Raw genomic sequence first — 13,460 nt, 5'->3', positions numbered from 1 at the left:
GAGGCGCTGTCACGGTCCTGAACCTCGTTGATGCTTCCCGTTCAGGTTTCTCTATGTCAAAGTGAATAGATCCATGCTGGTGACCGAAGAAATCCTGGGCGACGTAAAGCGGAGGCTGCAGGCCGCCATCGCCACGCGTCGCCATGCGATGCACGCGCCGGTGGTGGTTGATGAAACAGGCGATGCGCGTATCATGGTGCTGCGCGGGGTGGACGACGGATTGGCCACCTTGCGTTTCCACACCGATGCGCGTTCGCCCAAGGCGGCGCTTTTCGCGCGCGGCGCAGCGGCGACGGTCCTTGCCTATGATCCCGACGAGCGGGTGCAGTTGCGGATGAAGGGCGTGGCGCGGATCGAAAGGGCGGGGCCGATGGCCGATGCCGCCTGGGCCGCGACTTCGACGATGGGGCGGCGCTGCTACCTTGCAGAGCACGCGCCGGGCGTGCCGGTGGCGGCGCCGGGCGCCACGTTGCCGCAGGCGCTGGGGCAGCGCAGGCCGACGCTGGAGGAGAGCGAGGCGGGCCGGACCAACTTCGCCGTGCTGCTGGTGAGCGTGCTGGAGATCGACTGGCTGCAGCTCGATTCGCGCGGTGGCACCCGCGCGGTGCTGCGGCGGGCGGGGCTCGACACGCCATGGCAAGGTGGCTGGGTATCCCCCTGATGCGAAGAACCCCGCCGGAGGGTGTCCGACGGGGTTCTTCAGACAGGCTTGAGCGCGTCGCTCAGCGCGTCAGCTTCTTATAGGCCAGCGCGGTCGGGCGGTCGGCGGCATCGCCCAGGCGGCGGCGCTTGTCTTCCTCGTATGCTTCGAAGTTGCCTTCGAACCATTCGACGTGGCTGTTGCCTTCGAACGCGAGGATGTGGGTGGCGAGGCGATCGAGGAAGAAGCGGTCGTGGCTGATGACCACGGCGCAACCGGCGAAGTTCTCGATCGCGTCTTCGAGTGCCGAGAGCGTTTCGACGTCGAGGTCGTTGGTCGGTTCGTCGAGCAGGAGCACGTTGCCGCCCTGCTTGAGCATCTTGGCCATGTGCACGCGATTGCGTTCACCGCCCGAGAGCTTGCCGACGTTCTTCTGCTGGTCGGCGCCCTTGAAGTTGAACGCACCGACATAGGCGCGCGTGCTCATGTCCTGCTTGTTGACGACCATGTAGTCGAGCCCGTCGGAGATTTCCTCCCAGACGTTCTTCTTGGGATCGAGGTGGTCGCGGCTCTGGTCGACATAGCCGAGGTGAACGGTCGAGCCGATCTCCACCGTGCCGCTGTCGGGCGTTTCCTTGCCGGTGAGGATCTTGAACAGCGTGGACTTGCCCGCGCCGTTCGGCCCGATCACGCCGACGATGCCACCCGGCGGCAGGGTGAACGAGAGGTTCTCGAACAGCAGCTTGTCGCCATAGGCCTTGGTGATGTTCTTCACCTCGATGACCTTGCCGCCAAGGCGTTCGGGCACCTGGATGACGATCTGCGCCTTGGTGACGGGGCGGTTGTCCTGTGCGTTCTGCAGTTCCTCGAACTTGCGCACGCGGGCCTTGCTCTTGGTCTGGCGCGCCGCCGGGGTCTGGCGGATCCATTCGAGTTCGCGCTGCAGCGCCTTCTGCTTGCCGCTCTCCTCGCGGCTTTCCTGTTCCAGACGCTTGGCCTTCTTCTCGAGATAGGTCGAGTAGTTGCCTTCGTAAGGGTAGTACGAGCCGCGATCGAGTTCGAGGATCCAGCCGACCACGTTGTCGAGGAAGTAGCGGTCGTGGGTGATCATCAGCACCGCGCCCGCGTATTCCTTGAGGTGGTTTTCCAGCCATTGCACGCTTTCGGCGTCGAGGTGGTTGGTCGGTTCGTCCAGCAGCAGGATCGAGGGCTTCTGGATCAGCAGGCGGGTGAGGGCAATGCGGCGCTTTTCACCGCCCGACAGGCTTTCCACGCTCCAGTCGCCCGGCGGGCAGCGCAGCGCTTCCATCGCGATTTCGAGCTGGTTGTCGAGCGTCCAGCCATCGACCGCGTCGATCTTGTCCTGCAGTTCGGCCATCTCGGCGCCCAGCGCGTCGAAGTCGGCGTCTTCCTCGGCCATTTCCATGCCGATCGCGTTGAAGCGTTCGACCATGTCGGCCACTTCGCGCGCGCCGTCCTTGACGTTTTCGAGCACGGTCTTGGTCGGATCGAGCTGGGGCTCCTGCTCGAGATAGCCGACGGTGATGTTCTCGCCCGGCCAGGCCTCGCCGGTAAAGTCCTTGTCGACCCCGGCCATGATCTTGATCAGCGTGGACTTGCCCGCGCCGTTGGGACCGACGATGCCGATCTTGGCACCCTGGTAGAACTGGAGGTTGATGTCCTTGAGCACCGGCTTCTGCGCGCCGGGGAAGGTCTTCGTCATGCTCTTCATGACGTAGGCGTATTGCGCGGCCATGTTTGGTCCTTCGGGGGATGGCTTGGTGGTTTGACGCGCGCTCTACAGGGCGGGGGGCGACGCTGCAAGCGGGCCGGCGATGAGGTGGGGCCACAAGGCTGGGCTACGAGGCGGGGCGTGGCAGGTATGAGAGCCCCCTTTTATCTGACGCGCCTGTCAGTTATAAGCGGCTCATGCCCCGCGTAACACCCGCCGATCGCCGTTCCCGCATCCTCGAAGCCGCACGCGAAGCCTTTGCCGAGCGTGGGTTTGCCGGCACCCGGCTGGAGGACGTGGCCGCCAAGGTCGGCATCAGCCGGCCGGCGCTATACCTGATGTTCGACAGCAAGGAGGCGGTGTTCCGCGGGCTGGTCCACGCGCTGGTGAGCGAAGTGCTGCCGGTGGGGCTTCCCGAGAACCTGGGCAACGTGCCCGCGCCCTATGCCCTGCGCGGGTTCCTGCGCGCGGCGTTCGTGCGGCTGACACGGCCGGACCTTTCCTTCCTGCCCCGCCTGATCGTGGGCGAGGGGCGGCAGTTTCCCGACCTGGTGAAGACATACTACGACGAGGGAATGAGCCGCGTGCTCGACGTGGTGGAGCGGATCATCCGCCACGGCGTGACGCGCGGCGAATTCGCCTGCAGCGATCCGGCGCTGGCGGCGCGCAGCGTGGCGGGCGGGGTGATCATGACCGCGCTGTGGAAGAACGTGTTCGAGCCGGCAGGTGCGCCGCCGATCGACGTGGACGCGATGGCCGCGCTTCATGCCGACATGGTGATCGACGGGCTCGTCGCCCGCCCCGGCAAGCCCGCGCCAGGCAAGGCCAAGTGAAAGCGCCGCCGCGCCCGGTCATCGTGTTGGGCGTGCTGGCGCTGGCAGGCGCGGCGGCCCTTGCGCTGGCCCCGCGCGACGAGCCGGACGCGTGGCTCGGCTATGTCGAAGGCGAGGCGCTGTATGTCGCCGCGCCGGTTTCGGGCACGCTGGCGACGCTGCCGGTGCAGCGCGGGGGCACGGTGCGGGCGGGGCAGCCGCTGTTCGCGCTCGATCCGCGCACGACCGATGCCGCCACGGCGCAGGCGCGTGCCGAGCTGGCTAATGCGCAGGCGCAGCGGGCCGATCTGGCGCAAGCACGGCAGCGCGCGCCCGAACTCGATGTGTCGCGCGCGGCGCAGGCTTCGGCACGGGCGCAACTGGCGCGGGCCGAGGCCGACTATCGCCGGTTCGATGCGCTGGCCGCCAAGGGCTTTGCCAGCCGCACCCAGCTCGATGCCGCGCGGGCGGCGCGCGATGTGGCGGCGGCGAGCCTGCGCCAGGCAGAGGCCGAAGAGCGCAGCGGCGAGCTGACCGCCGGCCGCGCGCAGCAACAGGCCGCCGCCGCCGCGGGCGTGGCCGGGGCCGAAGCGGCGCTGTCCGCCCAGCAGCGGCGGCGCGACGAGATCGCGCCCACCGCGCAGGCGAGCGGCACGATCGAGCAGATCTTCTTCAATCCGGGCGAATGGGTGCCGGCCAACCAGCCGGTGGTGGCGCTGTTGCCGGCGGACCGGCGCAAGCTGCGCTTCTTCGTGCCGCAGGAGCGCATCGCCGCGTTGCGCCCGGGGGCGCAGGTGCACTTCACCTGCGATGGCTGCGGCCCCGCGCGCACGGCAACGATCCGCTACATCGCGCCGCGCGCGGAATTCACGCCGCCGGTGATCTACAGCGAACGGGCGCGTTCGAAGCTGGTATTCATGGTCGAGGCGGCACTGCCCACCAACCAGCCGCTGCCGCCGGGGCTGCCGGTGGCAGTGTCCCCGCAATGAGCGCAGGCGGCGTGGACGATGGCGCGCCGGTCATCGCGGTCCACGGCCTGACCAAGCGGTTCGGTGGGCGAACGGTGGTCGATGCGGTCGACCTTTCGGTCGGTCGGGGCAGGATCTGCGGCTTCCTGGGCCCCAACGGTTCGGGCAAGACGACCACGCTGCGGATGATCTGCGGGCTGCTGATCCCCGATGGCGGCGAAGGCCGCGTGCTGGGCTTCGACATGCTGCGCGAACGTGCGGCGATCAAGGCGCGCGTCGGCTACATGACGCAGAAGTTCGGCCTGTTCGCAGACCTGACCATTGCCGAGAACCTGGAATTCTTCGCGCGCGTTCACGGGCTGGACCGGCGGCGCGAACGCGTGGCCGAAGCGCTGGAACGGCTGGGGCTGGCAACGCGCGGGCAGCAGCTGGCCGGCAGCCTTTCGGGCGGCTGGAAACAGCGGTTGGCGCTGGCCGCCTGCGTGCTGCACGAACCCGAAATCCTGCTGCTCGACGAGCCGACCGCCGGGGTCGATCCGCAGGCGCGGCGCGAGTTCTGGGACCAGATCCATGCTCTGGCAGCGCAGGGCATGACCGTGCTGGTTTCGACCCACTACATGGACGAGGCCGAGCGCTGCCACGAGATCGCCTATATCGCCTATGGCAGGATGCTGGCGCGCGGCACGATCGACGAGGTGATCGCGGGCTCGCGCCTCCATGCGCTGCAGGGCGAGGGGCGGCTGGACGACGGTCGCGGGGCGGACCGGCTCGCGGCGGAGATCGAGGGCAGGCCGGGCGTGGCGATGGCGGCCCCGTTTGGCACCGCGATCCACGTCTGCGGCCCCGACGCGGCGGACCTGCGCGCGGCAGTGGCGCCGTGGGCGGACCGCATCGAATGGCGCGAGGTGCAGCCAAGCCTGGAGGACGTGTTCATCCACCTGATGCGCGGGGCGCAGGACAATTCGGTGGTGGTTTCACCATGAGCGCAGCATGATCGCCGGCAGCAGCTGGCAGGCCACCAGCCAGCGCATCCTGGCGATGATCTTCAAGGAGATCCGTCAGATGACGCGCGATCGCGGTACCGTTGGCATGATGCTGGCGATGCCGTTGATCCAGCTGATGATCTTCGGCTTTGCCATCAACAACGATCCGCGCGCGCTGCCGATGGCGGTGGAAGTGAACGACGTTTCGCCCTTCGCGCGCTCGGTCGTCGCCGCCTTGCGCAACACCAGCTACTTCCGCGTGACGCGGGTGATCGACGCGCCGGGCGAGGGGGAGCGGCTGCTGGCGCGGGGCGAGGTGCAGTTCGTGGTGACCGTGCCGGTCGATTTCGGACGCGACCTGGTGCGTGGCGCGCGCCCGCAACTGCTGGTGACGGCCGACGCGACCGACCCGGCGGCCACGGGCAATGCGCTCTCGTCGGTCGAGCAGGCCGTGGCCGGCGCGCTGAGCCATGACCTGATCGGACCGCTGGCGTTGCGCGCGCAAGGGGCTTCGCCGGTCGAGGTGGTGGTCCACCGCAGCTATAACCCGGAAGGGATCACCAGCCACAACACCGTGCCGGGGCTGCTGGCAGTGGTTCTGTCGATGACGATGGTCATGCTGACCGCCTTGTCGGTGACGCGCGAGGTGGAGCAGGGGACCATGGAGAACCTGCTGGCAACGCCGCTGCGCCCGTTCGAGGTGATGGTGGGCAAGATCGTGCCCTACCTGTTCATCGGCGTGGTGCAGATGGGCGTGATCCTGCTGGCAGCGCAGTTCGTGTTCCGCGTGCCGTTCATGGGTTCGATCGCGCTGACCCTGTTTGCGACGCTGCTGTTCATGGTGACGAGCCTTGCGCTGGGCTTCACGCTTTCGACACTGGCCAAGAGCCAGCTGCAGGCGATGCAGATGAGCTTTTTCTATATGCTGCCCTCGATCCTGCTGTCGGGTTTCGCCTTCCCGTTTCGCGGCATGCCGCTGTGGGCGCAGTGGGTGGCGGAAGTGCTGCCGACAACGCACTTCATCCGGCTGGTGCGCGGGATCATGCTGAAAGGCTGGACGCTGGCCGATGCCGCGCTGGAGCTTGGCGTGCTGGCGGCGATGTTGCTGGTGTTGGGCACGATCGCGGTGCGCCGATACCAGGACACCGTCGCCTAGCTGGTAGGGGCGGCCACGCCTTCGGGCAGGACGAGCACGGTGACCGGTCTTGCCGCCAGCCACTTGCGCGCGGTGGCCTGCAGTTCGACAGCCGTAATCGCGGACAGCCGCCCTCGCGCCTTGGCGAACCGTTCTAGCCGGTCGGGCTGGGACTGCGCGCGTTCGGCCAGCGCCATCCAGCCGCCGTTGCTTTTCAGCGCGTTGTCGATCCTTTCGAGCATCGGCGCGCGCGCGCGTTGCAGGATGTCGGCATCGATCGGCGCGGAGAGCAGCCCTTGCACCGTTTCCGCAAAGGCGGCGCGGGTGGCGGCGACTTCGGCCACATCGACCGAGGCGGTGAGGGTGAAAGTGCCCCAGCCCTTGTAGACGCGTGACATCGCCGAGCTGGCGCCGGGCGAGTAGGCCTTGCCCAGCCGTTCGCGCACCGTGTCGATCACTTCGATCCCGGCGACTTCCTGCAGCAGGGAAAGCCGCAGTGTTTCGCCAGGGTCGCTGTCGTCGGTGGTGGGCCAGACGAGGCGGACGACGGCCTGGTTCGCCGCGCCCTTGTGCCTGATCACGGCGAGATCGCGCTTCGCCGTGAAGCTGCGCTCGCGCGCCTCTGCGTGGGGCAGGAAATCGGCTTCGCGCGGGGGCAGCGCGCCGAACGTGCGCGCGACGAGGTCGATCGCCTGCGCTTCGTCGAAATCGCCCACGAGCGCGATCTCGATGGCGCCCTTGGCCAGCCGGTCCCCGATGCGCTGCTTGAGCCCGGCGAAGGTCAGCGCCTGGTAGGCCTCCTGCGGCTGGACGGTGAAGCGCGGGTCGTTGTCGCCCAGGATCGCGCCCAGTTCGAGCGCCAGATCGCGCCGCGTGGTGGTGCCGCCGGCCACGAAGCTGTCGCCGCTGGCGGCAATGCCGTTGAACACCGAGCGCCCGGCGAGCAGGGTCTGCAGATCGTCCTGGCTGTGCTTGCCAAGGCCGCCGTTCGCCAGCACCGACGTCAGTTCGACGGCGGTCGGGTCCTGCCGCGTTTCGAGCAGTTCGCCGCCATCGAGCGAAAGGCGCAGCTGGATGCGGTCGGTTTCCAGCGTGGTGCGCTTGAGGTTGAGACGCACGCCGTTGGCAAAGCGGATGCGGCGGATGCCGAAGGCGGGATCAACGCTATCGGCTACGACCGCGCCTGCCGGGCCGACATCGCCATAGCCGAAGCTGGTAGCGGCGAGCGTGGCGCTGTCCTGTTCGCCGCCGCGAAAGGCGTGGTTCCATGCCTCGCGCAGGGCCTTGGCCCCGCCTTGGGGGCTCTTGCGGCCTTGAAAGCGCAGCAGCGGATCGCGCAGGGGCACCGCTTCGGTCTTCAGCGCGGCGAGCACGGCGGCGGGGGTGATCGACGGCGCGAAGGCGTTGAAGCGTTCGAGCCCGCTTTGCGGCGTGGTCGGCACCTGATCATCGCGCACCAGCGCAAGCGCGGCGGCGACCAGCGCGCCGTTGCTGCGTGTATCGGCCGAGGCGGCGGCATTTTCGATTCCCGTGCGTATGCCGGCGACCTGTTCGGCAATCTCGGCATTGGTGAAGCCGTGGCGCAGTGCTTCATCGAGCACTTGCGCGGCCGTGGTGAGGCCCTTGGCCCAGCCGCCGTCCTCGGTATCGACGATCAGGTTGGTGGTGCGGCCGATCTTGAACACATCGCTAGTGCCGAACCCGGCGCCCCGGAACGGCGGCGCGACTTGGCGTGAGAGGCGCAGCAGGCGGCGGTTGATCACGCCGTAGCCGATCTGGCGCAGCAGGTTGAGCCGGCGGTTGGCCGCCGTGTCCTTTTCATCGAGCCACGGGCCGTGGCGCGCTGCGGTGACGCGTTCCGACAGCGGCGGATCGATCCAGATGTCGGTAACGCCCTTCTGTTTGGGCAGGACCTTGCCCTGATCGGGGCGGGGCGGGGCGGCGCTGGCCTGCCAGTCGGCGAAGCGGGCGCGGATCGCGGCTTCGACCGCGGCGGGGTCGAAGTCTCCGACAACCACCAGCGTGACGTTGGCGGGCACGTATTCGCGCGCCCAGAAGGCCTTGAGGCTATCGGCCGTCGCCGCGTTCAGCGTCTCCACCGTGCCGATCGGCAGGCGGTGGGGGTAGGTGGCCGCCGGATAGAGAAACGCCAGCTGGTCCTTCAGGTTGTTGAGCGGATAGCCCTGCCCATCGCGCAGTTCCGACAGCACAACGCCGCGTTCGCGCGCAACGGCGGCGGGATCGAAGCGCAGCTCGCTGGCGGTTTCGCGCATCAGCATCAGCGCGGTATCGAGCAGCCTGGGATCGTTGCGCGGCAGATCGAGCATGTAGAGCGTCTGTTCGAACGAGGTCTGCGCGTTGGTGTCCGCCCCGAAGGCAAGGCCATTGCGTTCGAGCAGCCTGACCATCTCGCCCTCGGGCACGTGGGTGCTGCCGTTGAAGGCCATATGCTCGACGAAATGGGCAAAGCCGCGCTCGCTGTCGCGCTCGTCCAGCGAGCCGCTATCGACGTTCATCCGCACCACGGCGGTGCCCGGCGGGGTGGCGTTGCGGCGGATGACGAAGCGCATGCCGTTGTCGAGCTTGCCGAAGCGGAAGGCCGGGTCGGGCGCGAGATCGCTCTGCTGGAAGGCCCAGTCGGGCCGGGGCGCGGGCGGCAGTGTGGCGGGGTGCGGAGCGCAGCCGGCAAGGAGGAGGGGAGCGAGAAACAGCGCGCGGCGCAGGCGGAGCGGGGCAACGAAAGGCATGTCGCCAAGCGTTGTGCCCCGGCGGCCGCTTCGGTGCAAATCGTTCCGCGCGCGCCTTCAGGCGGCCTGGACGCTCGCGTCGCGTTCGGCGGCGATGATTGCGGCGAGGTCGATGACTTCGCAGGTCCTGCCATCGGGCAGGCGCACGGTCGCGGCGGGCACGCGGGCGTTGTCACCCCGCGCGGCGAGCCGCTGGAGCGCAACGCGTTCGACCGCGACGAGCCCGTCGATCAGGAAACCGACATGATCGCCACCGTCTTCGGCCAGGATGGCGAAGGGCCGTACCTCGCCAGCCACGGCCATGCCGAGCCGGGCGGGCAGATCGACCAGCGGCACGCCGCGCCCGCGGTGCGCGATCAGGGCACGGGCGAACTGCATGCCATCGAGATTGATCCGTGCGGCGGGCGTCGGGATGATCTCCTCTACTTGCGACAGCGGGATGGCGCAGATCGCGCCGCCGAGTTGGGCGATGAGGAATGGCTCTGTCCGGCCGAGGCTGCCGCCCTCGCCGCCGACACTGGCCAGCGCGGCCTCCTCCTCGATCCGCGACAGGGCGACCAGCCGTTCGTCGTTGCAGCACGCCTGGGGATCGAGCAGCAGGTGATCCCGCTCGGCACGGTAGAGCCCGCACAGCATGCCCGGTTCCCCAAGGCGAAACCGTTGCAGTTCCAGCACTTCCTGCGCCCGTACCCGGCGCATGTCGCGCACTTCGTCGATCGCGAGCGCGATCAGGCGGTTGTCCGGCATTCGCAGCACCACGCTGGCGCTTTCGGTCAGGCGGCCAGAGCTGCCCAGCCCGAGCAGGCGCAGCGTATCGACCACCGGAATGCGCCGTCCGTTGTGGTCGAGCACGCCGATCCACAGCGGGCTGTCCGCTGCCGGGGCACCGAGGCGGCAACGCGGAACCGTCGCATCGACCGCACTTGCCGGCAGCCCCAGCGGAACATCGCCGCAATCGAACAGCAGCATCGGCTCGCCCGCCTCGGCATTGTGCGAACGATCGACGGGAATGTCGGTGGTGACGGTCAGCCCGGGCAGGCGGGCGACGGCTTGTGGATCGAGCACGGCGCCTGGTGTGCCGTTGTTGACAAAGCCCGCGCTGACGAGACCGGATTCTGCCCCGCCGGCATCGCGCAAGGGCGAAAGCGCCCGCGCTTCGAGCGCGATGACGCCGCAGATTTCATCGATGAGGACCCCGATCACGCCGCCGCCGGTGCGCAGCACGAGGATGATGGTACCGTCGCTGGCGCCGAGGCCCAGGGGGCGGGCAAGGTCCATGATCGGAATCACCGAGCCGCGCAGGTGCAGCGCGCCGATCACGTCGTCCCGGCGCGAGGGGAAGCTGGCAAGCGTGGCCGGGCGCGGCGTGACTTCGCGGATCGCTTCAATGTGCAGCGCCAGCAGCGAACTGCCGACCCGGAAGATGCCGTGCAGACCGCCAAGCTCGGGAAGCGTTGGGCCGCCGGGGGGCAAAGGCTCGGCAGGCGCATCTGCCTGCATGGGCGGTGGCGGGGGCGCGGGTACGGAAGCAGCCGCGCGCTGACCGAGCGCGTAGGCGACGCTGCGCCCCGGGGTGTCCCGCCCGATCACTGCCGCGCGGCTCCCTCCTGCCGGGCAACGTCGCCCAGCTGGCGGATCAACTGGACGGCATCGCTGGTGACGACATCCTGCGCTTGTGCGGATTCGCTGATCGCCTCGATCGCCGCACCGGTCTTTTCGGCGGATTCGAAAATCCCGACGAAGGCGCGGCTGGCATCGAGCGAGCGGCCGGTGCCTTCGCTGATCCGGGCGATCGATTCGTCGATGAGCCGGCTGATGTCGCGCGCCGCGGTCGAACTGCGCTCGGCCAGTTTGCGCACTTCGCCCGCAACCACCGAGAAGCCCACGCCATGTTCGCCGGCGCGCGCGGCCTCGATCTCGGCATTGAAGGCCAGAAGGTTGGTCTGACCTGCGATCTCGCCGATGATCGAGACGATCTCGGCAATGCCCGAGGCCGACTTCTGGATCAGTTCGATCGATTCGATCGCACCGTTGAGCGCTTGGCGCCCGGTTTCGGCGTTGGCCCGGGTTTGCAGCGCCAGCGTTTCGGCCTGTTCGGTCGCGCCGTTGATCGCCTGGATCGAGGTGGCGAGCCGGTCGATCAGCCCGGTCATCTCGCAGGCGCGGTGGCCGATGTCCTTTTCCAGCAGCACCTGGTCGGTGATGTCGGTGGCATACTTGACGATGCGCACGGGATTTCCGGCAACGTCGAACAACGGGTTGTAGGTCGCCTGGATATAGACGTCGCGATCGTACTTGCCGACGCGGTGGAAGCGGCCCGAATGGAATTCGCCCTTGTTCAGCCGCAGCCAGAAATCGCGGTATTCCAGGCTGCGGATGTAGTCGGGCGAGCAGAACATCGCGTGGTTCTGGCCCGTCACCTCGCGCAGCGAATAGCCCATCAGGCGCAGGAAGTTGTCGTTGGCGGAAAGCACATTGCCATCGAGATCGAATTCGATCACCGCCTGCGCGCGGCTGACCGCATCGACCCGCGCCTGGAATTCGACCGACTTGGTCTTTTGCTCGGTCACGTCGGTGGCGAACTTGACCACCTTGACCGGTTTCCCATCGAGATCGAAGATCGGGTTGTAGGTCGCCTGGATCCAGATATCGCGCCCTTCCTTGGTGCGACGGCGGTATTCGCCGGCATCATAATCGCCGCGGGCAAGCTTTTCCCAGAATGCGGCATATTCGGCCGAAGCTGCGAGCTCTGGCGCGCAGAACATGCGGTGATGCCGTCCGACCACTTCGTCTAGCTTGTAGCCGGTGAGCGCGAGGAAGTTTTCGTTCGCATCGAGCACGGTGCCGTCGAGCGCGAATTCCACCACGCCCTGTGCGCGGCCGATCGCCTTGACCTTGCCTTCGAATTCCAGGTTGCGGCGCTGCGTGTCGCTGATGTCGAGCGCGAACTTCACGATCTTGGCGGGGCGCCCTTCCAGATCGAAGATCGGGTTGTAGGTGGCGCGGATCCACACTTCGCGGCCGTTCGCCGCCTTGCGCTTGAATACGCCGGCAACGTATTCGCCAGCCCGCAGGCGGGACCACAGCTCGGCATAATCGGGCGAGGCGATGTAGGCGTCCTCGCAGAAGATCTTGTGATTGCGCCCGACGACCTGATCGAGGTCGTAGCCCATCACCGAGAGGAAATTGGCATTGGCGGTGAGCACGGTGCCATCGAGTGCGAATTCGATCACCGCCTGCGCGCGATCGATCGCGGCAACCTTGCCGGCCGCTTCGGCGGCGGCGACGCGCTGTTCGGTGACGTCCATCGCCACCTTCACGATCTTCACGGGTTCGCCATCGAGCCCGAACACCGGATTGTAGCTCGCCTGGATCCAGACGTCCTTGCCGTCCTTGCGCAGCCGCTTGTATTCGCCCTGGTCGAAATCGCCCTTGCCGAGCTTCTGCCAGAACTGGCGGTGTGCGGCGCTGCCGGCATATTCCTTGTCGCAGAAGATGCGGTGGTGCTGGCCGACGATCTCGTCGAGCGTATAGCCCATCAGGGACAGGAAGTTGGCATTGGCATCGAGCACCCGGCCCGACAGGTCGAACTCGATCAGTGCAAAGGCGCGGTCGATCGCATCGAGCTTGCTCTTGTTCTCGATCCGGACGGTCTGTTCGCCGGTGACATCGAAGGCGTAGCTCAGCACCGAAACGACGTGGCCAGCCCGGTCACGCGTCGGCACGAACACTTCGCGCAGCCAGACATCGTGCCCGTCGCTGGTCTTGTGGCGGCGAATGCAGCGGTGCGACTGGCCGTCGCTCAGCTTGTCCCAGAAGGTTTCCGGTGCATCGCCGGCTGCAAGCTCCGCCTCAAGCGCGCCGAGCGGCAGGCCGACGAGATCGTCGGCGCTGCGCCCGACAAGATGGAAGAACAGTTCGTTCCCGCCGACGATGGACCCGTCCGGCGCGTACTGGCAGATCGCCAGCGCATGGTTGATGGCCTCGAAGCGGTGGACCATCAGCGATGGCGCGATGGGCGCCTCGAACCCGCGCGCGCCGAGGAACAGCACTTGCGCCTTCCGGCCCGACGTGCGCGCGCAGGCGCCGCTGATCGCCGCGTGCCCGCCGGCCGCAAGCGGCAACTGGCCGGCAATGTCGATTGCTTCGTCAAGGACCTGGGCGAGGTCGTGTTCGGGGAAGACCTGCGCGAAGGTGACGTCGGCGCCGTCTGCCAGCAGGCTGCGCGCCGCATCGTTCGCATCGACCAGATCGCCACTGGCGGCATCGAAGGCGAGCACGAGCAGGTTGTCGGCAAGCAGCGCCGCGCCTTGCGCGGTCAGGTCGAGCGGCGGGTTCTGGTTGGCAGTCACGGTGTTCCCCGGAGCAATATGGCAAACGTTGCCTAGTCGGCCGAGGGATACGACTTCGGTAGGAGAGCCCTCCGGTAAGTTACGGATCGCG

General features: G+C 67.7%; 9 protein-coding genes. 5 read left to right on the top strand and 4 right to left on the bottom strand.

Annotated elements, in window-relative coordinates:
* The first annotated feature begins 73 nt into the window (after positions 1 to 73).
* Positions 74 to 661, top strand: coding sequence for a pyridoxamine 5'-phosphate oxidase family protein (locus tag AACH40_RS12510; protein WP_338642692.1), 588 nt, complete (start codon positions 74 to 76; stop codon positions 659 to 661).
* 61 nt (positions 662 to 722) lie between these two features.
* Here AACH40_RS12510 and ettA read toward each other — a convergent pair whose 3' ends face one another.
* Positions 723 to 2,396 carry an energy-dependent translational throttle protein EttA gene (ettA, locus tag AACH40_RS12505; RefSeq protein ID WP_169491970.1) on the bottom strand — a complete coding sequence of 558 codons (1,674 nt, stop codon included), beginning with the start codon at positions 2,394 to 2,396 and terminating at the stop codon, positions 723 to 725.
* A gap of 173 nt (positions 2,397 to 2,569) precedes the next feature.
* Here ettA and AACH40_RS12500 point away from each other — a divergent pair, with 173 nt between their 5' ends.
* The 4 genes from AACH40_RS12500 to AACH40_RS12485 are packed head-to-tail and all read left to right on the top strand — an operon-like array spanning position 2,570 to position 6,291.
* On the top strand, positions 2,570 to 3,205 hold the full coding sequence (locus AACH40_RS12500; RefSeq protein ID WP_338642691.1) for a TetR/AcrR family transcriptional regulator: 636 nt from the start codon (positions 2,570 to 2,572) through the stop codon (positions 3,203 to 3,205).
* A complete protein-coding gene (locus AACH40_RS12495) occupies positions 3,202 to 4,173 on the top strand; it encodes an HlyD family secretion protein (RefSeq protein ID WP_338642690.1) in 972 nt (323 codons plus the stop codon). Before AACH40_RS12500 ends, AACH40_RS12495 begins: the two co-directional genes overlap by 4 nt.
* Complete coding sequence (locus AACH40_RS12490; RefSeq protein ID WP_338642689.1) at positions 4,170 to 5,135, top strand: ABC transporter ATP-binding protein; 966 nt, start codon at positions 4,170 to 4,172, stop codon at positions 5,133 to 5,135. The genes AACH40_RS12495 and AACH40_RS12490 overlap by 4 nt, the downstream gene beginning before the upstream one ends.
* A gap of 7 nt (positions 5,136 to 5,142) precedes the next feature.
* Positions 5,143 to 6,291 (top strand): ABC transporter permease, encoded by a 1,149-nt coding sequence (locus tag AACH40_RS12485; RefSeq protein WP_338642688.1) that lies wholly within the window; start codon positions 5,143 to 5,145, stop codon positions 6,289 to 6,291.
* On the opposite strand, the gene AACH40_RS12480 is transcribed toward AACH40_RS12485, so the two are convergent.
* The 3 genes from AACH40_RS12480 to AACH40_RS12470 are packed head-to-tail and all read right to left on the bottom strand — an operon-like array spanning position 6,288 to position 13,369.
* Positions 6,288 to 9,017, bottom strand: coding sequence for an insulinase family protein (locus AACH40_RS12480; RefSeq protein WP_338642687.1), 2,730 nt, complete (start codon positions 9,015 to 9,017; stop codon positions 6,288 to 6,290). The two genes, AACH40_RS12485 and AACH40_RS12480, sit on opposite strands and share 4 nt — an antisense overlap.
* Positions 9,018 to 9,074: 57 nt before the next feature.
* Complete coding sequence (locus AACH40_RS12475; RefSeq protein ID WP_338642686.1) at positions 9,075 to 10,607, bottom strand: chemotaxis protein CheW; 1,533 nt, start codon at positions 10,605 to 10,607, stop codon at positions 9,075 to 9,077.
* Complete coding sequence (locus tag AACH40_RS12470; protein WP_338642685.1) at positions 10,604 to 13,369, bottom strand: PAS domain-containing methyl-accepting chemotaxis protein; 2,766 nt, start codon at positions 13,367 to 13,369, stop codon at positions 10,604 to 10,606. The genes AACH40_RS12475 and AACH40_RS12470 overlap by 4 nt, the downstream gene beginning before the upstream one ends.
* Between the last annotated feature and the right edge of the window lie 91 nt (positions 13,370 to 13,460).

Source organism: Novosphingobium olei, from assembly GCF_037076535.1.
Classification (GTDB): Bacteria; Pseudomonadota; Alphaproteobacteria; order Sphingomonadales; family Sphingomonadaceae; genus Novosphingobium; species Novosphingobium olei.
Note: the sequence above shows the minus strand (reverse complement) of the source record. Positions and strands in the feature narration are given on the sequence as shown.